The organism is Bradyrhizobium sp. 41S5 (assembly GCF_011516665.3).
GTDB classification, from domain to species: domain Bacteria; phylum Pseudomonadota; class Alphaproteobacteria; order Rhizobiales; family Xanthobacteraceae; genus Bradyrhizobium; species Bradyrhizobium quebecense.
On record NZ_CP083721.1, the window covers coordinates 4,887,694 to 4,909,258 of the forward strand.

Consider the following 21,565-nt stretch of genomic DNA (forward strand, 5'->3'; position numbering starts at 1 on the left):
CCGCTAGCCTGCTCACCCTGCAAAGGGGTGAAGGATGGATACCGGAACAAGTCTTCTGCTGCTCGCAGCCGGTGGCGCGGGAGGCGTCATCAACGCATTGGCGGGCGGCGCGACGCTCATCACCTTTCCGGCGATGCTCGCCGCAGGCTTGCCGGCCGTCATCGCCAATGCGTCAAATGCGGTGGCGATCTCGCCGGGGCATTTGATCGCAGCCCTCGCCGATCGCGACAAGCTGCCGCCGCCGACGCGGCGCACGATCAGTTTCGTCGCCGTCTCCACGGTCGCAGGCGCGGCCGGTGCCGGCGTCCTTTTGCTGCTTCCCGAACGGCTGTTCGTCCTGCCGGTGCCGGCCCTGATCGCATTCGCAACGCTGCTGTTTGCCTACGCGCCACAGATCCAGGGATGGACCGTCGGACACCAGAAGGCAGCGGCACTGCCATCGACCGGCGCGAGCAGTGCTGTGCTCGGATTGGCATGTGTCTATGGAGGGTTCTTCGGTGCCGGGCTCGGCGTCATCCTGACCGCGGTGCTGTCGATCACGGAACCCAACGACATCAGGGCGATCAAGGCATTGAAGAACCTGCTGGCGACCTGCGTGTCGCTCGCCGCCACATTGATCTTCATCGTACAGGGAGCGGTGCGGTGGCCGGAGACCTCTGTGATGCTGCTCGGCGCCATGGTCGGCGGCTATGCCGGAGGCCACCTGATCCGGATCCTGCCGGCTCGCATCGTCCGGCAGTTCGTCATCGCCGCCGGAGCGCTGATGTCCGCGATCTACGCAGCGCGCTACTGGCTCTAGATGGAGCGAGGGAGCCGAGGCTCCCAGCTCGAGCTGTGCGTTTTCGAGCGAAGTGGATCACCGGTTCGCGTGAAGAAAACGCGTCAAAACGAAAGCTCAGTGCGTCGTCATCCAGGCGCGGGCTTCGCGCTGGGCGGCAGCGATCTCGACGTCGGACATCTGCTCGGCGACTTCGCGGCGGTGCGACATGGCGTCGGTACGTCCCTTGAGCGCCGCCAGGTTGAACCATTTGTGCGCCGCGACGAGGTTGACCACGCCGGAGCGGCCGCTCGCCCAATACATGCCGCGCTCGAACAGCACGTCCTGGATTGCAGTCGCAGCAACCGGGACAGCGCCTTCCTGATCGATGACTCCCTGAAACATTGTCGTCGTTCCCCTTTTTGTTGTTGGCCGCCCTCCCCCGAGCGCGGCCCCCGTCCACTGTTAAGCTACCCTGTCATCCCCGGGCTGATCCCTGGGATCATGCCCCGCGCCGATCACTGGGATCACCGCGTGCCGTTTGCCGGCTTGTTGGGATGATCATGGCCCATCAAATTTGAAGAGCGGTTTAAGTATCGCGATGAACGGGATGTAAATCGGGCCCGCCCGGCACGTTCCGCGGAATCGCAGAAGTGCCTGTGCCGCAGGCATTTCCGGGTATTCGTGAACGCCTGGTTTACCCTGGTGTTTCGGACAACGATAACCATCGCGGACAATGGCCGCGGGCGCCGGCCTGGTCCCGGCTGCCGAACGGATGTGATCAGTCGATGAGTTGACGGCGCGCTGGCAGGTCTGCGGACGGTCCACGGAGCCGCGGTACGGTCGCGCGCGCAAAGGAACGCGAGGCCGTAAGGCCCGACGTCGATCCAGAAAATGGGATGTGGGAAGTGAATGCCGGGCGCGGACTGCGCGGGCCGCCGGAACGAGGGGGTCGGCGAACACGTCAGGACCAGATTTCAGCTCGGCATTGTCGCCGGTGAAATTGCGGAACCAAGCGGGATCCGCACCGAACGAAGAAATCTCTGTTTCTTCTGCCGGACCGCTTTTGGGAAGGTTGCCCTCTCCGAAATTCGATCCAGCCGTTTGACCTGATGTCTCGCCGACACCCTCTTTCGTCAGCCAGAGCCTTGGGGTGGGATGTGCCTCTCAGCAGTCCGTCCGCTGGCTCTCGCGACGTGCCGGCATCAAGCCGCCGGCAATCCTCTCAAGGCGAGAGGCTTACTTCTTCTTGGCGACCTTGCGGGTCTTCTTCGCAGTCTTCTTCACTGCGCTCTTCGCCTTCTTCGCCTTCTTTGCCTTCTTAGCCATGTTGCCCTCCAGTATGTGAGATGGCTCTCGCTGCGTGCACTCGGGAATCGATATGCACTACTTCCCGAATACACCAACAGACCGAAAAAAACAGTGTCCCGCTTAAGGAAGTGTTGACGTAGCGGTGGCAGTGCGCACGGCGCGCCTCATCGATCAAATCGGCATTGCGTTCGCGCGACGATGCAAGAAATGCAGCAACGGCCGACATCGGCATTTGTCAACGTTGCAGGAAACGCCTGTATTGCAGGCACTTCTTGAATTCGCATTCGAACGATCGACGCGCGATCGTCATCGCGTTGAGTCGCAAGCCGTGACGAAAAGCGGCGCGTCGCGAACGCCGAGTCGTAATTTTTGGCAACGAAAAAATTTTCGTGGGTAAGACCGCTTTTGCCTCGTTTGAGGTCACCCGGACCGGTTTCGCGAACGAATCGCAGCTTCGGCGATTCGGCGCCGACGGCGTCAGTGCGACCGTCGAGGGAGGGTGTGAGGCAGGATCACGCCGCGTTCACGCGCGCGCGACGACGCCGGTGGTGACGGCGCGAGAGCTGATCCGACTGGATCATGCGCCAAGGACAACATCATTGTCCTGTTCGTTCAGATGCCGAGCTTGGATTTCAAGAGCTCGTTGACCGCCTTCGGGTTCGCCTTGCCGCCCGACGACTTCATCACCTGACCGACGAACCATTGAAGAGCCGCAGGCTTCGCCTTCGCCTGCTCGACCTTGTCGGGATTGGCCGCGATGATGTCGTCGACCACCTTCTCGATCGCGCCGAGGTCGGTGACCTGCTTCATGCCGCGCGCCTCGACGTGCGCGCGCGGATCGCCGCCCTCCCGCCAGACAATTTCAAACAAGTCCTTGGCGATCTTGCCGGAAATCGCTCCCTCGCCGATCAGATCGACGATCGCGGCGAGTTGCTCCGCCGACACCGGCGAGGCTGCGATCGCGACGCCTTCCTTGTTGAGGCGGCCGAACAGCTCGTTGATCACCCAGTTGGCGGCAAGCTTGCCGTCGCGCGCCTTGTCGGCAAGACGAGCGAGCACCGTCTCGTAGAACTCCGCGCTCTCGCGCTCGGCGACCAGCACGCTCGCATCATAGGGCGACAGGCCGAAGCCCGTAATAAAACGGGACTTCTTCTCGTCCGGCAGTTCCGGCAGCTGCGCCTTGAGTTCGTCGACGAAGGCCTGGCTGAATTCGAGCGGCAGCAGATCGGGATCGGGGAAGTAGCGGTAGTCGTGCGCCTCTTCCTTGGAGCGCATCGAGCGCGTCTCGCCCTTGTTCGGGTCGAACAACCGGGTTTCCTGGTCGATCGAGCCACCGTCCTCGATGATCTCGATCTGGCGCCGCGCCTCGTATTCGATCGCCTGGCCGATGAAGTTGATCGAGTTCATGTTCTTGATTTCGCAGCGGGTGCCGTACGCGGTCTCGCCGTAACGGCGCACCGAGACGTTGACGTCGGCGCGCAGACTGCCCTTCTCCATGTCGCCGTCGCAGGTGCCGAGGTAGCGCAGGATCGAGCGCAGCTTGGTGACGTAGGCCTTGGCCTGCTCGGCGTCGCGGATGTCAGGCTTCGAGACGATCTCCATCAGCGCGACCCCGCAGCGGTTAAGGTCGACATAGGACATCGTCGGCGACTGATCGTGCAGCAACTTGCCCGCGTCCTGTTCCAGATGCAGCCGCTCGATCCCGATCGTAACGCTGCGGCCGCCATCGAGCTCGAGCACCACCTCGCCCTCGCCGACGATCGGCGACTTGTACTGGCTGATCTGGTAGCCCTGCGGCGAGTCAGGATAGAAATAGTTCTTGCGATCGAACACCGAGCGCAGGTTGACCTTCGCATTCAGCCCGAGACCGGTGCGCACCGCCTGGCGGACGCACTCCTCGTTGATCACGGGCAGCATGCCCGGCATCGCGGCATCGACCAGCGAGACGTGGGAGTTTGGCTCGCCGCCGAACGCGGTCGACGCGCCGGAGAACAGCTTCGCGTTCGAGGTGACCTGGGCATGGACCTCCATGCCGATCACGACCTCCCAATCGCCGGTGGCGCTCTTGATCAGCTTGTGAGGGGCGGCAGATGCGGTCATGGATCTCGGTTTCCGGATAAGTGATATCTGGGATGGATTGGGCTTCGCGCAACCGATCGCGCCAGTCAAGCCGCCTTGCAATCCGCTTGCAGCCCCCTTGCGGCCCGTAGCGGCGCATTGGGGCAGAGATCAGAGCCCGCGCCGGAACTGCTGATAGGCCTTGCTTGAGCGCAGCGCGTCCGCGCCGCCCGTGATCAGCTGGTCGACCTGCTCGGCCGGCAGCGAAAGCCGCGTCGGGATGGCGTTCAGGATGCCGGCACGCTCCGGTCCGAGCCGGTCGAAGCCGAGCCGCTCGACATAGATCGCAACGTCGCCGCACTTCCAGCCGGCGCCGACGCCGAGCCTGGTGCGATCCGCCGCCGACAGGCCGCAGCGCCAGTGCTTCAGTTTGCCGGACCAGTCGCTGGCGAGCGCCGTGAAGGCGGCGTAGCTCGAGCGCACGCTGGCATCGATCGCGGTGTCGGCAGCCGCGGACACCAGCTCGACGCCACTCGGCCCTTCGAGCGTCTGTACGAAATCGCCGGAGATGCCGCGGCCGGCATCGACCACCAGGAACAGGATGCGCCTGAGCTTGGCCGCCTGCCGTTCGCTCAGCGGCTCGTAGGGGCGTTGCGCGGCGAGCAGGCCGATGCTCAGCCCCGACAGACCGTAATTGTCGACGAGGCCGCCATCGAGCAGCTTGACGTAGCGCATCGAGCCGTCGCGGTAACGCGCCTGGGCCTCGGCATAGGAGCGCAGCAGCGGCTGCGCGTTCGGATCGTTGCGCACCCGATCGAGCCAGGGCGGCAGCGGCGCGGCGCAGCCGCCGGGATAGGTTTGCAGCACAATCGGCGCGAAGGCCAACGGCACCGCAGCAGATGCCGCCACCGCTTCGGCGACACGATAGGAGCGGATGTCGCTGCACAGCGCATCGAACGACGTCTTGCCGAACACGAACGGCGTGCGGTTGTAGATGTCTGACGCGTTGATCCACACCCGCGGCCGGCGGTCGTCCGGCAATGCCTCGAACCGCGCGCCGTCGAACAGGTTTTGATCGAGCCAGTCGGTGAACTGGCTGTCGTTGACGCCGCCGCCCAGCGCGCGCCCGATATTGCCGAGCGAGATCCTGGTCTTCAGTCCCTCCTCGGCATTGCGCAGCAGGAAGCGTTCGCGGAAATCGTCGAGCGCCGTGCGCCGCTTCAATCCGAAATAAGCCGCGGTGACCGATCCGCCGGAGACGCCGGACACGAAGTCGACGCGGTCAAGCAGCGTCTTGGTGCCGGCGGCATTGGAACGCACCCGGTCGAGCTCTTCGAGCACGCCGAACGAAAACGCCGCCGCGCGAGTGCCGCCGCCGGAGAACGACAGCGCAAGCAGCAGATCGTCGTCATAGCTTGGAATATCGCTGACACCGTTGGTGTCGGCAGCCGCGGCGCCGAGCGGCACATTGCCCGGAAGATTGTAGACGGTTGCGCAGCCGGCAAGGCTCACCGCCACCGCAGCCACCAGCAACGCTGACAGCCATCCCCCTATGCCCGACCTACACACGAATACTCTCTTTGCCGCTGGCCCCCGCCCGGTTCCACCAGCCTATCACGGCCAATCTGGGCGGCGGCATGGCGGCCGAAACAGGGTTAATGCTCGCGGGGCCAAGACACTGCACAAGACACCGCACCTGGCACCGGTTGTTCAGACCAAAAGTGCGGAAACGATCCGCTCCCACTCGGCCTCTACGGTATCGTTCGCGACGGGTTGGCCGGCCCGGCGATACCAGTAGCCGGCGTTCCCGAGGTCGCCTTCGACGCGATGCAGATAGGCGTGCACCCAGGCCGAATTGGCGTCGCTCTCGTCTTGCACGATGCGGTGCGCCTGGTCCCAATCGCCCTTCCTCGCCCACCACAGCGCGGCGAGCGGCGGCGACAGCGCCGCATCAGGCACAGCGTCAGCGAGACTGGCGCGGAAATCCGCCATCGCTCACCACCATCTTGGCGCCGCGAACCGGCCGGCCGCCTGCTCGATCACCTCGCCGAGCGAGAACAGCGTCTCCTCGTCGAACGGACGGCCGATCAGCTGCAGGCCGAGCGGCAGGCCTTGCGTGTCCTTGCCCGCGGGCACGGCGATGCCCGGCAGGCCGGCCATGTTCACGGTCACCGTGAAGATGTCGTTGAGATACATCTCGACCGGATCGGCGCCGCCCTTCTCGCCGATGCCGAAAGCCGCCGACGGCGTCGCCGGCGTCAGGATCGCATGCACGCCCTTGGCGAAGCAGTCCTCAAAATCCTTCTTGATCAGCGTCCGCACCTTCTGCGCACGCAGATAATAGGCATCGTAGTAACCGGCCGAGAGCACGTAGGTACCGATCAGCACGCGGCGGCGCACCTCGTCGCCAAACCCATCGGCGCGGGTGTTCTCGTACATCTCGATGATGTTCTTCGCCGGTTCGCGCAATCCGTAGCGCACGCCGTCGTAGCGGGCGAGGTTCGACGAGGCCTCCGCCGGCGCCACGATGTAATAGGCCGGCAGCGCGTATTTGGTGTGCGGCAGCGACACCTCGACGAGCTCGGCGCCCGCGGCCTTCAGCCACTGCGCGCCCTCGCTCCAGAGTTTCTCGATCTCGGCCGGCATGCCGTCGAGCCGATACTCCCTGGGAATGCCGACCTTCATGCCCTTCACGGACTTGCCGATCGCGGCCTCGTAATCCGGCACGGCGACGTCGACTGACGTGGTGTCCTTGGGATCGTGACCGGCCATCGAGCGCATCAGGATCGCGGCGTCGCGCGTCGTGCGCGCGATCGGGCCGGCCTGGTCGAGCGAGGATGCAAACGCCACGATGCCCCAGCGCGAGCAACGGCCATAGGTCGGCTTGATGCCGACGGTCGCGGTGAACGCGGCGGGCTGGCGGATCGAGCCGCCGGTGTCGGTCGCGGTCGCGCCCATGCAGAGCAGTGCCGCCACGGCCGACGCCGAGCCGCCGGACGAGCCGCCAGGCACCAGCGCGGTGTTGGACCCTTCGCGCCGCCACGGGTTGGTGACCGGGCCGAAGCACGAGGTCTCGTTCGACGAGCCCATCGCGAACTCGTCATTGTTGAGCTTGCCGAGCAGCACCGCGCCGTCGCGCCACAGCTGCGAGGTCACCGTCGACTCGTAAGGCGGAATGAAATTGCCAAGGATCTTCGAGCACGCCGTGGTTCGGATATCGCGGGTCGCAAACAGGTCCTTGATGCCGAGCGGGATGCCGGCCAGCGGGCCGCCCTCGCCTTTGGCAATTTTCTCGTCGGCCGCCCTGGCCATTTCGCGGGCGCGTTCCGGTGTCTCGAGCACATAGGCATTGAGCACGCGCGCGCCTTCGATCGCGGCGAGATGCGCATCGGTCAGTTCGCGGGCGGTGAAAGACTTGCTCGCCAGTCCCTCGCGGGCCTCGGCGATCGTCAGCGATGTCAAATCGGTCATTTATTGATCGGGCTGCAGAAGAACGGAGACAGGGTCTTGTCGTTGGCGGGATCGTCCTGCCGGGGGCTCATATTTCTCTGGGCATTTTCCTTGGCGCGTGCGGCATCGAGCGCCTCGAGATGGTCGAGCACCGCGTCCATCGCCGCATTGGGGTCGGCGACCTTCCCCTTGCGCTCCATCGCATCGAGGAAGTCCATATAAGCCTTGTAGGCCTTCTCATCGTCGCAGAGCAGACACATCGGGACCGTCCCAGAACAGAGAACTACTCGACCACCTTCGGCACCAGGAAGAAGTGGTTGGTCGTATCAGGCGCATTGCGGACGATGTCGTCGGCGATCTCGCCGTCATTGACCACGTCGGCGCGCTTCTTCATCTCCATCGGCGTCACCGAGGTCATCGGCTCGACACCGTCGATATTCACCTCCGACAGCTGCTCGACAAAGGCCAGCATCGCGTTCAGCTCGCCCTGGAGATGGGGAACTTCGGCGTCGCTGACCGCGATCCGCGCCAGATGCGCGATGCGGCGGACGGTCGTGGCGTCTACAGACATTATATAGGGCCCCAGATCCCAAAGGTCAGTCTAAAGGTCAGCCCGCCGTATAGCAGAGGCCGGTTTTGCGCCGCAACCGCGCGAATCCCTCAGCCCCGGGGCTTCGGCACCCTGCCGGGCACCCCAGCGAGACATTCCAGCGCGCATTGAGGCCGCAAAAGCCTGCGACGAAACCACTTTGCGGCTGCCACGAAGTGGTGGCGAAACATTCAGGGCGCCTACTCCGTCCAAATAGAAAACTTCGGAGTGCGTCATGCAAACGCTGGAAAGCCGCCCCCGGCCGGAGGGCTGGGATCCTGCCCTGTGGTCGATCGGCACGGTGCTGGGGATCGCGATCCTTTACGTCGCCTGTCTGGTCTGAGCGAGGCGAACGATGGCCATGTCCCAGGCAAAAGCTCTGCAGGAAAAGGCCGAGATGTTCGAGCGCCGCGCCGAGAGCGCCGAGGACCCGATCTCCCGGCAACATTACAAGGAAATGGCCGCGCATTATCGCAGGCTCGCGACCGAGCATCTTGAGATCAGCCGGAGCGAGCCCGCGCGTCAGGCCTGAGACAGAGTTCCCATCCGGGCCAGTGCAGCGCCAGCCGGCGTCGGAGCGACCCGGCCTGCCGCGGTCGGCTAAGCCGGCTTCGGAAGCAATGGCCGAAAGAACGACCGTTCATAGCGGACGAAGCAGCGCGTCTCCCTCGCGAAGGCGACGGCCTTCTGAACGTCGGGATCGAGCGCTGCGTCTTTGCGGTACTGTTCGTAGGCCGCAAGGCTCGGAAAGCTGAAAATCGCCAACGCGACGTCGCTGGCGCCCTCGGACGGCAGGAAATAGCCGTGATGAGTGCCGCCAAACCGCGGCACCAGCTCCAGCCACATCGCACCATAGGCCTCGAATTCGGCGAGCTTGTCCGCACGAACTTCGTATCGCAGATAGCAGGTGATCATGCCGTGGTGCTCCTGCGCCAATTGAACTGCCGCCTCTCGATATCCGAGGCGGCAGTCCGGGCATACACCGAAATTGCGGGGACGGAGGTGAAATCAACCCGCCATCTTGCCCATCCGCGCCAGTGCGGCGCCGGCCAGCGCGCGGGTCAACTCGGCGGCCGGCATTTCCTTGCCCATCCGCACCGCCTGCCCGGCCCAGAGGTTGGTGAAATCGACCTTGCCCTGTTTTTCGGCAGCCACCTTCAGCGGCCCGAGGGCGGTCGCCGCGTGCGGAAACGCTGGCGCGTCCGGTGAGATCGGGCCGACCTCGCGCATCACGCGGTTGGCGACACCCCGCGCCGGGCGGCCGGTCATCACATTGGTGATCACGGTCGATTCATCGCTCGCCTGCGCCAGCGCCACGCGGCCCGCCGCGCTGACCTTGGATTCCGGGCAGCGCAGGAACGCGGTGCCGATCTGCACAGCGGATGCGCCGAGCGCAAAGGCCGCGGCGATCCCGCGTCCGTCCGCGATGCCACCGGCCGCGACGACCGGCACCTTCACCGCATCCACCACCTGCGGCAGCAGCGAGAACGTGCCGGGCTGCTCGGCGATATCATCGGTCAGGAACATGGCGCGATGGCCGCCGGCGTCGGCGCCTTGCGCGATGACGACGTCGGCACCGTTCTCCTCGAGCCAGATCGCCTCCTTCACTGTCGTCGCCGACGACATCACGATCGCGCCCGCGGCCTTCACCCGCTGCAACAGTTTTGGCTCCGGCAGGCCGAAATGGAAGCTAACGACCTCGGGCTTCAGCTCCTCGACCACGGCGCAGAATGCCGCGTCGAATGGCGCGCGGTTCGCCGCGTTGATCGGCGCATCCGGATCGAGGCCGTGTTCGCGATAGTAGGGCCCGAGCCGCTGCCGCCATTGCGCCTCGCGCGCCGGATCGGCGTCGACTGCCTCGTGGCAGAAGAAGTTGAGGTTGACCGGCGCGGACACGCGCTGGCGGATGATGTTGACCTGCTCACGCACCTTCTCGGCCGAGAGCATCGCACATGGCAGCGAGCCAAGCCCGCCGCCCTGCGCCACCGCGATGACGAGCTCCGCATCCATCACGCCGGCCATCGGCGCCAGCACGATCGGGAATTCGGTCTTGAAACGATCGATCAATCGACGGTCCGGCCACATGGTTTGTCTCGCGCTTGTTCAGGATAAAGAGGAAAGAGAGTTGCGCCGGCCCTGCAGCGACTGCTCGGCCTCGGCGACGATGCGGCCGACGATCTCGGCCGCGGGCGCAATATCGTGGATCAACCCGACCGCGCTGCCTGCAATCACGGCTGCGATGTCGAAATCGCCGCGCATTCTAGCCTCCGCATATTCGGCGGCAACCTGCTTCAGGTTCTGCATCATTTCAACTTCTCGCCCGATCCAACGCCGCATCTGATCGTTGACGAGACAGCGTCCGTTGAACGGTGCCGGCCAAACATTGTTGCGCGAGAGATCGAAGATAATGCTGCGCACGGTCTCGCCGCTCCGGGCTGCGCAGACCCGGCGTTTCGCCTCCTCGGCGATGTCGGCCTCCTGGCTCGCATAGAAGCGTGTGCCCATCAGCACGCCGGAGGCACCGAGCATCAGCATCGCGGCGAGGCCCCGGCCGTCCGCAATGCCGCCGGCGGCGACCACTGGCACGCGCCCCGCGGCGAGATCCACGATCGCCGGCACGATATCAAGCGTGGTGCGCGATGCTCCGTGACCACCCGCCTCCGTCCCCTGCGCGACCAGGATATCAGCACCAGCCTCCAGCGCCTGCCACGCCATCTCCTCCTCCTGCACCTGGCAGATCAGGAGCGCGCCCGCCTGCTTGATCCGGGGACTGAACGGCCTCGGGTCACCGAACGACAGCATGATCGCACGGGGCCGTGCGTCCAGCGCGATATCCAGCAGCTCCGGCTGCTTGGCCAGACTCCAGGTGATGAAGCCGATGCCGAACGGCACGGCCGATTGCCGAAGCTTCGCCGTTTCCTGTTCAAGCCAGCTTCGGTCGCCGTAGCCGCCGCCGAGAATGCCGAAACCACCGGCGTCACTGACCGCCGTGACGAGCCGTACCCCGGAAACAAAATCCATTGGCGCGAGAAGGATCGGCTGACGAATACCCAAGAGCGCAGACAGCGGCGTCTCGATCGGCACGGCTCCCTCCCTGGATGATGGACATCCAGACTAAGGCAGCCTAACATTCTTGGAAAATGAATACTAGAGAACGCTACCATCTCTGAAATGAAACGGTGGTCCCAGATGGAATTGACCGACCTGCTCACCTTTTCCACGGTCGCCCGGCTCGGCGGCATCACCCGGGCCGCCGACGAGCTGAACACCGTGCAGTCCAACGTCACCCAGCGCATCAAGGCGCTGGAGGCCGAGATCGGCACCGCGCTGTTCGAGCGTCACAGCCGCGGCATGTCGCTGACCGGCGCCGGCCGCCGCCTGTTGCCCTATGCGCAGCGCATGGCGGCGTTGTCGCGCGAAGCCGTGCTCGCCGCGCGCGACGATGGCGAGCCGAAGGGGCCGCTGTCGATCGGATCGATGGAGACCACCGCCGCGGTGCGGCTGCCGACGCTGCTTGCCGAGTTTCATCGCCGCTATCCGGCGGTGCGCCTGACCTTGCGCACCGCGCCGACCGCCGACCTCGTCGGCGCCGTGCTCGACGGCTCGCTCGATGGCGCCTTTGTCGCCGGTCCGATCGAGCACGCCGAACTGTCAGCGACATCAGCCTTCACCGAGGAGCTGGTGCTCGTCACCGCGCAGCGCTGGAAATCGCTCGCCGCCTTGCGCGCCGGCACGCCGGAGTCGGGGCCCACTGCGCTCGTGTTCCGCACCGGCTGCACCTACCGGCAACGCCTCGAACAGGTGTTCACCGAGTTCGGCTGGCCGTCGGCGGCGCGCTTCGAGCTCGGCACGCTCGACGGCATGGTCGGCTGCGTCGCCGCCGACATGGGCGTGACGCTCCTGCCGCGCGCCGTGGTCGAGCGCGACCACCTCCAGAGCGACATCAAGATCCACAAGCTCAATCCGCAGCATGCGCATGTCGAGACGCTGTTCATCCAGCGCCGCGCCGCGCACCAGTCCAGCGCATTGCGGGGACTTGCCGCGTGCCTTCAGGGAGACGACCGGGTGATCGCCGCCTGATCCGCGTTTTCGCATGGACGGCCGCTCGGCGCCGGGCTTTGCCTCGGCGCGCGGGTGCGTGCTAAGCGCTAGCGCCATGCCCGCCCCCATCCTTCCCCTGATCGAAGCCGCGCCGCACTGGCCTGACCGCGGCGCGCTGGTCGGCCTCGACCTCGGCACCAAGACCATCGGCGTTGCCGTCTCCGATCCGGACCGACGGCTTGCGACCGGCGTCGAGACCATCCATCGCAAGCAGTTCAAGGCGGACGCGGCGCGGCTGTTCGCGATCGCGGCCGAGCGCAATGCCGTTGGCTTCGTGCTGGGCCTGCCGATCAACATGGACGGCAGCGAGGGACCGCGCGCGCAGTCGACCCGGGCCTTTGCCCGCAACCTCGCAGGCCTCACTGCGCTTGCGATCGGGCTGTGGGACGAGCGGCTCTCGACCGCCGCGGTCGAGCGCGAGCTGATCGGCATGGACGTGAGCCGCGCCCGGCGCGCCGAGGTGATCGACGAGCACGCTGCGATCTTCATCCTGCAGGGCGCGCTCGACCGGCTGGCGAAGCTGCGCGGAGACCGCTGACGATGGCCGTGGTGATCGCGGCGCTGTTGCCGGTGTTTTTGCTGATCGTGCTCGGTTTCATCCTGAGACGCACGCTGATGCGGCTCGACACCCAATGGCACGGGCTGGAGCAGCTCACTTACTACGTGCTGTTCCCGGTGCTTTTGGTCCAGACGCTGGTCAAGGCCGATCTGACCAAGGTGCCAGTTGCCGGCGTCGGCGGCGCGCTGCTGCTCGCCGCGCTCGTGATGTGCCTGCTGTGCCTTGCGCTACGCGGCCCGCTCGCCCGCGCCGGGGTCGACGGCCCTGCCTTCTCCTCGATCTTCCAGGGCGCCACCCGCTGGCAGACCTATGTCGCGCTGTCGGTGTCGGGCAATCTCTATGGCAAGGTCGGACTGGCGGTGGCCTCGGTCGCGATGGTCGCGATCATTCCGCTGGTCAACGTCTTCAGCGTCGCCGTGCTGGCGAAATATGCCTCATCCGGGAAGCGGTCCGCGGGCGCCATCGCGATGACCATCGTGAAGAACCCGCTGATCTGGGCCTGCGTCATCGGGCTCGCCATCAACGTCGCGCAGGTCCCGCTGCCGAAGATCTGGCACGACGTCGCCGACGCGCTCGGCGGCTCGTCGCTGGCGATCGGCCTGCTCGTCACCGGCGCCGGACTGCACCTAGAAGGCATCTTCCGCCCTAGTCTTGCCGCCAGCGTCGCGCTGGTCCTGAAGCTGGTCGCGATGCCCGTGCTCACGGTCGCGCTCGCGGTGTGGTTCGGCGTCACCGGCGCCGATCTCGCCATCGTCGCGGCCTGCGCCGCGGTGCCGACCTCGCCGTCCGCCTATGTGCTGGCGCGCCAGATGGGCGGCGACGCGCCGCTGCTCGCCCAGATCATCACGCTGCAGACGATTTTGGCCGCGATCACGATGCCGATCGTGATTGCCGCCGTTGGGCCGTAGCGTGCGGCATGCGCTTGCGCTGGCCGGCTCGTTGCGCTGATCGCCTCTATTTTCCGGACGATCCGGTGAACGCCGTATCGAGCACATCGCCGATCGGCTGCCAGCTGCGGCCATCAAACTGCAGCAACCGCAGCTGCTCCACCGGTCGGAACTGCGCGGTGTTGATCTTGATGCCCGGCAGTAAGGCGGATGCCTGATAATCCCTGAGCGCCGCAGCCTGCTTCATGACGTTTTCACGCGACAGATCGTTGCCGCATTGCCTGAGCACGTGGACCATCGTTTCGGCGGCGGCATAGCCGTAGACTGCGGCAGCGTCGTCCTTGCCGCCGGCTTTCGTAAACTTGTCGAGGAAGCTGCGCCAGGCGCCCTGATCTTCCCTCCAGGCCGGATCGCTCGCATCCTTCAGGAAGGCGGCGGTGATGACGCCGGTCGCATTCTCGGTGCCGGCCGGCTTGAGCACCGTCTCGATCGATGACGCCATCTGGTTCACGATGAACACCGGCCGCCAGCCGTGCTCGGCCGCAGCCCGGATCACCTTCGAGGCATTTTCCGGCACCCCGGCAAACACAAAGACTTCCGCCCCCGATTGCTTCAGGATCGATATGTGGCCGTCCAGATGCTGATCGTCGACATCATAGGCGATGTCGACCCTGATGTTGTGGGCGACGTCACCCAGCCCTTGCACCAATCCCTTGAACAATTCCCGGCCGAACTGGTCATTCTCCCAAAGCGCCACGATCTTCTTTCCGGGATAGAAAGCCTGGATGTAATTGGCGTAGATGCGCCCCTCCTCGCGATACGAGGGCTGCCAGCCCATGGTCCACGGATAGACCGACGGCTCGCTGAAGTCCTGATCGCCGGAGGCAACAAAAAGCTGGGGGACCTGCCGTTCGTTGAGATACTTCCGCACGGCGAGATTCTCCGGCGCGCCGAACGAACCGAACATCAAGAGCACATTGTCGGTCTCGACGAGAATGCGCGTGAGGTCCATGGCGTTGGAAACATCCGACAGATCGTCATAGGACATGAAACGGATCTTGCGGCCACCGATGCCGCCGCGTTCGTTGATCATCTCGAAATAGGCGGCTTCCGCCTTGCCGATCTGGCCGAAAATCTCGAGCGCGCCGCTGTACGGCATCAGATTGCCGATGCGGATTTCGGTGTCCGTAACGCCCTGGTCGCGCACCTGCTGCGTGATGGCACCGAGCGACGCCAGCGCGACGACGCTGGCCAAGAGTGTTCGGATCAACGTAGCCATGGGAAGAGCTCGCACGACGGCAGCCGCCGCTGCCTAGTTTTGGGCCGGCCCGCGCTCATTCATTGATCTAGATCATAGCACTCGAGGAGAGCGCCGGCATCCCTTCTGTCAGCCGTCCGACGGGCAGCGACGCACCACTGCTTGTTCCGGATCATCCCGCTGAGGACGATTACCATCACGATGCCGATCGTGATGGTCGCAGTTGGGCCTTAGGGCGTGGAGCGTACATCAGGCCTTTTGCCAAGAAACGAATTCAGGACGAGCGCCATCGTTGACGAAGAAGTATGCGATTGCCTTGTAGCACTGCTCCAGATCGACGCACCAAGAGAGCGGATGCTCGTCGACCTGGCCGTTTGCCAGCCGGTAGGCGACGAGCTGCCCCCTATTATCTTCGCTCTTGGTGACAAAGCCATCGTCACCGCTAAAGCGTAGATACATGAGCCAAGCATGCTCTCCATTGCGAAGCATCGCGATGGCTCGGCCGCTTGGCGCTGACAACCACAACTCGAACTGCTGCTCCTCGTGAAACCGATCTAACGCAGGACCTAGCTCTTCGACTGAGCCAACTACAGTGTCAGCCGCGTTAAAGGTTACGTTCATGAAACGTCTGTCACGTAGCAGCTAGCCTCAACGTCGTACCGAATCCAAGCCCAACGTCTGCAGACACATCGGCCAATCAACCCGCCAGCCACCAGGTCTGGAGCGTCGCCGCGAAATTGTTCAGCCCGTGCAGCAGGATGGTGAGCCAGGTCGAGCCGGTGCGGAAGCGCAAATAGCCGAACAGGAACCCGATCGACAGCACCTCACAGAGGAAGAACCAGTCGTACTGCAGGTGCATCACGGTCCAGACGATCGACGACAGCAGGATGGCGCCATAGGGGCCGAGCCTGGATTCCGACCAGCCGCGATAGAGCCAGCCGCGCGCGAACAGTTCCTCCCACAGCGGCGCGGCCACGGCGAAAGCGATCACCAGAAGCCACAGCGCGCTTTGCTCCTGCGCCGATTTCAGCACGTCGCCCATGAAGCCCGGCGTCACCTCGCGGCCGGCGGCGCGGGACACCATGTCCCAGGCGCCGACCAGCACACCGAGCGCGACGACGCCGATGATCACGTTCTTCCACGAGGTCCCGCGCAGCCCGAGGTAATCGGCGAACGGAATCCCGGTCCGGCGGATCGCGAACCACAGCACCAGCAGCACCATCGGCAAGCCGGCAAGGACCGAGAGCGAGATCGTCAGACCGTCGGCGACCACATGGGTGATGCCGGCCGCCGACAGTTCTCCGCCCTGCGCGATGATGCGGTAGACGATAACCGCGACCTGGCCGAGGAACATCGCCGCGAAAATCAAAAGCCCCCACAGCGCGGTGCCCCAGAATTTCCAGACCCGCGGCGGGCGTGATGTCGGTTCGAGAGCCGACGGCGGAGTATCGGGATTGAGTGCGTCCATCAGCAAACCTTCATGGCAGCGCCCGCGCCAGCAGCGCGCGCTGATCGGCATCGGAGAGGTCCACCGCGCCGTACATGCCGGCGTGGCGTTCGGCAAGCCGTGTCGCCGCGAACAGTTCGGCATTCCCCGGCGAGACCTGGTTGAGCGCCGCGGTGGCGGCCAAGAGCGCCAGCTTCTCGACTGCAAGCCGTGCGATGCGCTCGCTGTCCGGGCGGCGGAACGATTGTCCGATCGACGCAATAGCCTCAGCAGCGCCCGGCAGGCCCCTGGTCTCGTCGGCGAGCGTACGCAGCACGGCGAGCGCGGCATCGGCCTCGCGGCCGAGCGCGCGCAACACGTCGAGGCACATCACGTTGCCTGAGCCTTCCCAGATCGCGTTGACCGGCGACTCCCGGTAATGGCGCGCCAGAATACCCTCCTCGACATAGCCATTGCCGCCGAGGCACTCCATCGCCTCGTAGAGGAAGCCGGGCGCGCTCTTGCAGGTCCAGTATTTGATCGCCGGCGTCAGCAGCCGCATATAGGCGGCCTCGCCCCTATCGGTTGGCGCGCGATCGAAGGCGCGGCAGAGCCGCATCACCAGCGCGATGGATGCCTCGACATGCAGCGCCATGTCCGAGAGCACCGCCTGCATCAGCGGCTGGTCGGCGAGATGCTTCTGGAACACGCTGCGATGCCGCGCGTGATTGAGCGCATGCGCCAGCCCCGAGCGCATCAGGCCGGCGGAGGCGATCGCGCAATCCTGCCGCGTCAGCTGCACCATCTGGATGATGGTGCGGATGCCCTTGCCCTCCTCGCCGATCAATTCGGCATGAGCACCGTGGAATTCCACCTCCGAGGAGGCATTGGAGCGGTTGCCGAGCTTGTCCTTCAGCCGCTGGAAGTGGATCGCATTGACCGTGCCGTCGGGCGCAAAGCGCGGCATGAAGAAACAGCTCAGGCCCTGCTCGGCCTGCGCCAGCACCAGGAACGCGTCGCACATCGGCGCCGACATGAACCATTTGTGCCCGGTGATGCGCCAGGCGTCGCCGGCGCGCTCGGCGCGCGTCATGTTGGCGCGCACATCGGTGCCGCCCTGCTTTTCCGTCATGCCCATGCCGAGCGTCATGCCGCGCTTGGTCCACCATGGCGCAAAGCTGGGGTCGTAGGCGCGCGTAACAATGACCGGCATCGTCTTCGCCAGAATGTCCGGCTGCGAGGCCAGCGCCGCGACCGAGGCCCGCGTCATCGTGATCGGGCAGAGGTGACCGGTCTCGACCTGGGACGCGATATAGAACCTTGCCGCGCGCACCACCTCGGCGGCCCCGCCGGCCGGCTTTCCGTCGGCGGTCCAGGTCGAGTTGTGTACGCCGGCATGGGCCGAGTGCGCCATCAGTTCGTGATAGGTCGGATGAAACTCGACCTCGTCGCGGCGATTGCCCCTGGCATCGAAGGTTCGCAGTTTCGGCGTGTTCTCGTTGGCGAGCCGGCCGCGCTCAGCCATGGCGGCCGATCCCCAATGCTTGCCGAAATCGGCCAGCTCTGCGCTGGCCGTCGCCCCGCCATTGGCGGACACTGCGGCAACCAGCGGAACGTCCGCTGTGAAGAGGTCGACGTCCTCAAAGGGCGGCGACTGGTTCAGCACTTCGTGGGTGGTAAAGGATGCCTGCGTCATGGGCGTGGCTCGACCTGTCAGGAATCAATTGCGGCGCGACGCGATCGGGAAATCATAGGCTGGTCCGCCCGCCCCCGGCAGCGAAAAGTGCCACCACTCCTTCGAATAGTTCACAAATCCCTGCCCGGCCATCGCCGCGACCAGCCTCGTCCGCCAGCGCTTCTGCGACTGCGTGATGGCCCCTGAGGCGGTGTGGCCCTTGGCATCGGAGCAGTCGTAACCGGTCCCCATGTCGACGCTGCCCTCCGGAGCCCGCGCTGCGGCCGGCGCGGTGCAGTCGGCATAATCCTTGGCCGGATCGAACTTGCGCGAATTGTCGGTGCGAAGATCGACCAGCGTGAGATCGACCGCGGCGCCGGTCGAATGACCGGAATGGGTGGCGATGTAGCCGAGACGGAACAGATCCGCCTTCGAGAAGGCCGGGTTGTAGCGCCGCTCGGCGGCGGTCTCCTTGCCGTTCCTCGACCACGCCACCATGTCGGCGACCGCGCGGGCCGGCCGGTAGCAATCGAACATTTTCAGCGACAGACTTTGCCGCGCCAGTTCCTGCTGCACGGCCTTGAGCCGCATCCCCACCTCCCGCTTCACCACGCATTCAGCCGCGCCATAGCCCGCGATCGGCCGCCCCATGAAATTATTGGAGGTCGCATAGCGGATGTCCTGGATGATGGTCGGATCGATGTCGCGCAGGAACATGAAGTCGCCGGGCAGGCTCTGAGCGAAGGCAGACGAGATCGACCCCGAGATCAACTCGATGGCCAGCAATGCGATCACGGCAATTTTCACAGTCCTTGCTCCGCTGTCCTGGCCGCATTGCCATCCAAGGCACCACCTCGCCTATGCTCCGGCCGAGGCCGCTCGTCCACGTCTTGTTCCGGTAAAACCAGCAAAAGCAAGGCGCGGACAGCTTGCAATAGGCCCGGGCATGATGGCGGAGAAACCCAGCCCCATCTTACTCGGGGAAAACTCCTCCCGGCCCTCTTCGCGCTTGCCCCACCGGCCATCCGCGCCTATAGCTCTCGCTTTAATGACCCCATCATTGAAATCGACCTTTGTCCTCGGTCACCGGCATCTGCTGGGCATCGAGGGCCTTTCCGCTGACGACATCACGGGCCTGCTCGACCTCTCCGAGGAGTATGTCGAGCTCAACCGCCAGGTCGACAAGAAACGCGCCAGTCTGCGCGGCCGCACCCAGATCAATCTGTTCTTCGAGGCCTCGACCCGGACCCAGTCCTCGTTCGAGATCGCCGGAAAACGCCTGGGCGCCGACGTTATGAACATGTCGGTATCATCGATGTCGACCCGCAAGGGCGAGACCTTGATGGACACCGCGGTGACGCTGAACGCGATGCATCCCGACATCCTGGTGGTGCGCCACCACGCCTCCGGCGCGGTCGAGCTTTTGGCACGCAAGGTTGACGGTTCCGTGATCAATGCCGGCGACGGCGCCCACGAGCACCCGACCCAGGCGCTGCTCGACGCGCTGACCATCCGCCGCAACAAGGGTCGGCTCGAGGGGCTGACGATCGCGATCTGCGGCGACGTGCTGCATTCGCGCGTGGCGCGTTCCAACATCTTCCTGCTCAACACCATGGGCGCCCGCGTCCGCGTGGTGGGCCCCTCCACATTGCTGCCGCGCGGCATCGAGCGGATGGGCGTCGAGGTTGCGCGCGACATGCGCGAGGGGCTGAACGGCGCCGATATCGTGATGATGCTGCGGCTGCAGCGCGAGCGCATGAACGGCTCCTTCGTGCCGTCGAGCCAGGAGTATTTCCACTATTTCGGCCTCGACCAGAAGAAGCTCGCTTACGCCAAGCCCGATGCGCTGGTGATGCATCCCGGCCCGATGAACCGCGGTGTCGAGATCGACACTTTCGTCGCCGACGGCGCGCAGTCGCTGATCCGCGAACAAGTCGAAATGGGTGTGGCGGTGCGCATGGCAGTGCTCGAAGCGCTCGCCCGCAACCTGCCGAACGCGTGACGCCATGCTGACTGACCGCCGCCCCATCCTGCTCGCCAACGCCCGCGTCATCGATCCGTCCCGCGACTTCGACGGTCCGGGCGACGTCCTGATCGCCGACGGCGTGATCCGTGACGCCAAGCGCGGTATCGGCGCCGCCGGCGTCCCCGAAGGCACCGACATCGTCAATTGCGCCGGCAAGATCGTCGCCCCCGGCCTGATCGACATGCGCGCCTTCGTCGGCGAGCCCGGAGCCAGCCACCGCGAAACCTTTGCATCCGCCAGCCAGGCCGCGGCCGCCGGCGGAATCACCACCATCATCTGCCAGCCCGACACCTCGCCGGTGATCGACAATTCGGCGACCGTCGACTTCGTGCTGCGCCGCGCCCGCGACACCGCGATCGTGAACATCCACCCGATGGCGGCACTGACCAAGGGCATGCAGGGCCAGGAGATGACCGAGATCGGCCTGTTGAAGGCCGCCGGCGCGGTCGCCTTCACCGATGGCGACCGCAGCGTCACCAATGCCCAGGTGATGCGGCGCGCGCTGACCTATGCTCGCGATTTCGACGCGCTGATCGTGCATCACACCGAAGACCCGCATCTGGTGGGCGAAGGCGTCATGAACGAGGGCGAGTTCGCCACGCGGCTCGGGCTCGCCGGGATCCCCACCGCCGCCGAGGCGATCATGCTCGAGCGCGACATGCGGCTCGCGGCGCTGACCGGCGGGCGCTATCACGCGGCCTCGCTGACCTCGATCGAGTCGCTGGAGATCCTCAAGCGTGCCCGCGACAACGGCCTCAACGTCTCGGCCTCGGTCTCGATCAACCATGTGACGCTGAACGAGAACGACATCGGCCCCTACCGCACCTTCCTCAAGCTGGCGCCGCCGCTGCGCACCGAGGAGGACCGCAAGGCGCTGGTCGCAGCCCTCGCCTCCGGGCTGATCGACGTCGTGATGAGCGATCACAATCCGCAGGACGTCGAGGTCAAGCGGCTGCCGTTCGCGGAAGCGGCGAGCGGCGCGGTCGGCCTGCAGACCATGCTGCCGGCGGCGCTGCGGCTGATCCACAATGGCGAGATGGAATTCAGGACGCTGATCCGGGCGATGTCGACGCGGCCGGCGGAACTGCTCGGCCTGCCCGGCGGCACGCTGCGCGCCGGCGCCCCCGCCGACGTGATCGTGATCGACGCCGACACCCCCTGGGTGCTCGACCGCGACGACCTCAAATCGCTGTGCAAGAATACGCCGTTCGACGACGCCCGCTTCTCGGGCCGCGTGACGCGGACCATCGTCGGCGGACGGACGGTGTACGAACACGTCTGAAATTGGCGTGGAACTCAGTGCGCCGCAAGTTGCGACATTGCTTCCATCGTCGTTCCAACGACGATGGCCGCGACGTAAACCACAAAGAAAACCTGCTCCAGCCGCCTGCGAACAGAAGCCATGATAAGCTCCCTCATTTCCAAGGCCATGGTGCGGATTGATGGTTAAAATTTCGTTGACTGGATT

22 protein-coding genes are annotated in these 21,565 nt (G+C 65.2%); 7 read left to right on the top strand and 15 right to left on the bottom strand.

Features of this window, described 5'->3' with window-relative positions; all coding sequences use genetic code 11:
- Positions 1-34 precede the first annotated feature (34 nt).
- Positions 35-799, top strand: coding sequence for a sulfite exporter TauE/SafE family protein (locus HAP47_RS23845; RefSeq protein ID WP_173642516.1), 765 nt, complete (start codon positions 35-37; stop codon positions 797-799).
- Positions 800-895: 96 nt separating this feature from the next.
- Here HAP47_RS23845 and HAP47_RS23850 read toward each other — a convergent pair whose 3' ends face one another.
- From HAP47_RS23850 to gatC, 7 genes are all read right to left on the bottom strand, one after another.
- Positions 896-1,162, bottom strand: a complete 267-nt coding sequence (locus tag HAP47_RS23850) for a hypothetical protein (RefSeq protein ID WP_173642515.1) — start codon at positions 1,160-1,162, stop codon at positions 896-898.
- Positions 1,163-2,680: 1,518 nt separating this feature from the next.
- Positions 2,681-4,168: an Asp-tRNA(Asn)/Glu-tRNA(Gln) amidotransferase subunit GatB gene (gene gatB / locus HAP47_RS23855; protein ID WP_173642514.1), complete on the bottom strand. Its 1,488-nt coding sequence runs from the start codon at positions 4,166-4,168 to the stop codon at positions 2,681-2,683.
- Positions 4,169-4,297: 129 nt separating this feature from the next.
- On the bottom strand, positions 4,298-5,659 hold the full coding sequence (locus HAP47_RS23860; RefSeq protein WP_173643148.1) for a patatin-like phospholipase family protein: 1,362 nt from the start codon (positions 5,657-5,659) through the stop codon (positions 4,298-4,300).
- A gap of 177 nt (positions 5,660-5,836) precedes the next feature.
- Entirely contained in the window at positions 5,837-6,118 is a 282-nt protein-coding gene (locus HAP47_RS23865; RefSeq protein WP_173642513.1) for a hypothetical protein, read from the bottom strand.
- 3 nt (positions 6,119-6,121) lie between these two features.
- Complete coding sequence (gene gatA / locus HAP47_RS23870) at positions 6,122-7,597, bottom strand: Asp-tRNA(Asn)/Glu-tRNA(Gln) amidotransferase subunit GatA (protein WP_173642512.1); 1,476 nt, start codon at positions 7,595-7,597, stop codon at positions 6,122-6,124.
- A complete protein-coding gene (locus tag HAP47_RS23875; protein WP_173642511.1) occupies positions 7,594-7,836 on the bottom strand; it encodes a hypothetical protein in 243 nt (80 codons plus the stop codon). The genes gatA and HAP47_RS23875 overlap by 4 nt, the downstream gene beginning before the upstream one ends.
- Before the next feature lie 23 nt (positions 7,837-7,859).
- Positions 7,860-8,147 (bottom strand): Asp-tRNA(Asn)/Glu-tRNA(Gln) amidotransferase subunit GatC, encoded by a 288-nt coding sequence (gene gatC, locus HAP47_RS23880; RefSeq protein WP_092114784.1) that lies wholly within the window; start codon positions 8,145-8,147, stop codon positions 7,860-7,862.
- Positions 8,148-8,520: 373 nt separating this feature from the next.
- Between gatC and HAP47_RS23885 the strand changes: the two genes are divergently transcribed.
- Positions 8,521-8,697 (top strand): hypothetical protein, encoded by a 177-nt coding sequence (locus HAP47_RS23885; protein WP_173642510.1) that lies wholly within the window; start codon positions 8,521-8,523, stop codon positions 8,695-8,697.
- Positions 8,698-8,765: 68 nt separating this feature from the next.
- Here the strand turns inward: HAP47_RS23885 and HAP47_RS23890 are convergent, their stop codons facing one another.
- The 3 genes from HAP47_RS23890 to HAP47_RS23900 form a co-directional block, all read right to left on the bottom strand.
- On the bottom strand, positions 8,766-9,080 hold the full coding sequence (locus HAP47_RS23890; RefSeq protein WP_173642509.1) for an NIPSNAP family protein: 315 nt from the start codon (positions 9,078-9,080) through the stop codon (positions 8,766-8,768).
- A gap of 93 nt (positions 9,081-9,173) precedes the next feature.
- The gene (locus HAP47_RS23895; protein ID WP_173642508.1) at positions 9,174-10,250 is read right to left on the bottom strand and encodes an NAD(P)H-dependent flavin oxidoreductase; all 1,077 of its coding nucleotides are present in this window, start codon (positions 10,248-10,250) and stop codon (positions 9,174-9,176) included.
- Positions 10,251-10,268: 18 nt separating this feature from the next.
- Positions 10,269-11,249, bottom strand: coding sequence for an NAD(P)H-dependent flavin oxidoreductase (locus tag HAP47_RS23900; protein WP_173642507.1), 981 nt, complete (start codon positions 11,247-11,249; stop codon positions 10,269-10,271).
- 105 nt (positions 11,250-11,354) lie between these two features.
- Here HAP47_RS23900 and HAP47_RS23905 point away from each other — a divergent pair, with 105 nt between their 5' ends.
- The 3 genes from HAP47_RS23905 (at position 11,355) to HAP47_RS23915 (ending at position 13,733) form a co-directional block, all read left to right on the top strand.
- Positions 11,355-12,245: a LysR family transcriptional regulator gene (locus HAP47_RS23905; RefSeq protein ID WP_173642506.1), complete on the top strand. Its 891-nt coding sequence runs from the start codon at positions 11,355-11,357 to the stop codon at positions 12,243-12,245.
- 76 nt (positions 12,246-12,321) lie between these two features.
- Entirely contained in the window at positions 12,322-12,804 is a 483-nt protein-coding gene (gene ruvX, locus HAP47_RS23910) for a Holliday junction resolvase RuvX (RefSeq protein ID WP_173642505.1), read from the top strand.
- A 2-nt stretch (positions 12,805-12,806) separates the two neighbouring features.
- Positions 12,807-13,733 carry an AEC family transporter gene (locus tag HAP47_RS23915; RefSeq protein ID WP_173642504.1) on the top strand — a complete coding sequence of 309 codons (927 nt, stop codon included), beginning with the start codon at positions 12,807-12,809 and terminating at the stop codon, positions 13,731-13,733.
- A gap of 46 nt (positions 13,734-13,779) precedes the next feature.
- Here HAP47_RS23915 and HAP47_RS23920 read toward each other — a convergent pair whose 3' ends face one another.
- The 5 genes from HAP47_RS23920 to HAP47_RS23940 all read right to left on the bottom strand — a co-directional run bounded on the left by HAP47_RS23920 (position 13,780) and on the right by HAP47_RS23940 (position 18,788).
- On the bottom strand, positions 13,780-14,991 hold the full coding sequence (locus HAP47_RS23920) for an ABC transporter substrate-binding protein (protein WP_173642503.1): 1,212 nt from the start codon (positions 14,989-14,991) through the stop codon (positions 13,780-13,782).
- A 228-nt stretch (positions 14,992-15,219) separates the two neighbouring features.
- On the bottom strand, positions 15,220-15,591 hold the full coding sequence (locus HAP47_RS23925) for an Imm1 family immunity protein (protein WP_173642502.1): 372 nt from the start codon (positions 15,589-15,591) through the stop codon (positions 15,220-15,222).
- A 76-nt stretch (positions 15,592-15,667) separates the two neighbouring features.
- The gene (locus tag HAP47_RS23930) at positions 15,668-16,438 is read right to left on the bottom strand and encodes a CPBP family intramembrane glutamic endopeptidase (RefSeq protein WP_173642501.1); all 771 of its coding nucleotides are present in this window, start codon (positions 16,436-16,438) and stop codon (positions 15,668-15,670) included.
- A gap of 10 nt (positions 16,439-16,448) precedes the next feature.
- Positions 16,449-18,092 carry an acyl-CoA dehydrogenase family protein gene (locus HAP47_RS23935; RefSeq protein ID WP_173642500.1) on the bottom strand — a complete coding sequence of 548 codons (1,644 nt, stop codon included), beginning with the start codon at positions 18,090-18,092 and terminating at the stop codon, positions 16,449-16,451.
- 24 nt (positions 18,093-18,116) lie between these two features.
- Positions 18,117-18,788, bottom strand: coding sequence for a M15 family metallopeptidase (locus HAP47_RS23940; RefSeq protein ID WP_231168998.1), 672 nt, complete (start codon positions 18,786-18,788; stop codon positions 18,117-18,119).
- Between the two features lie 331 nt (positions 18,789-19,119).
- Here HAP47_RS23940 and HAP47_RS23945 point away from each other — a divergent pair, with 331 nt between their 5' ends.
- Positions 19,120-20,073 carry an aspartate carbamoyltransferase catalytic subunit gene (locus HAP47_RS23945; RefSeq protein WP_173642499.1) on the top strand — a complete coding sequence of 318 codons (954 nt, stop codon included), beginning with the start codon at positions 19,120-19,122 and terminating at the stop codon, positions 20,071-20,073.
- A 4-nt stretch (positions 20,074-20,077) separates the two neighbouring features.
- Positions 20,078-21,379 carry a dihydroorotase gene (locus tag HAP47_RS23950; RefSeq protein WP_173642498.1) on the top strand — a complete coding sequence of 434 codons (1,302 nt, stop codon included), beginning with the start codon at positions 20,078-20,080 and terminating at the stop codon, positions 21,377-21,379.
- Positions 21,380-21,565 lie beyond the last annotated feature (186 nt).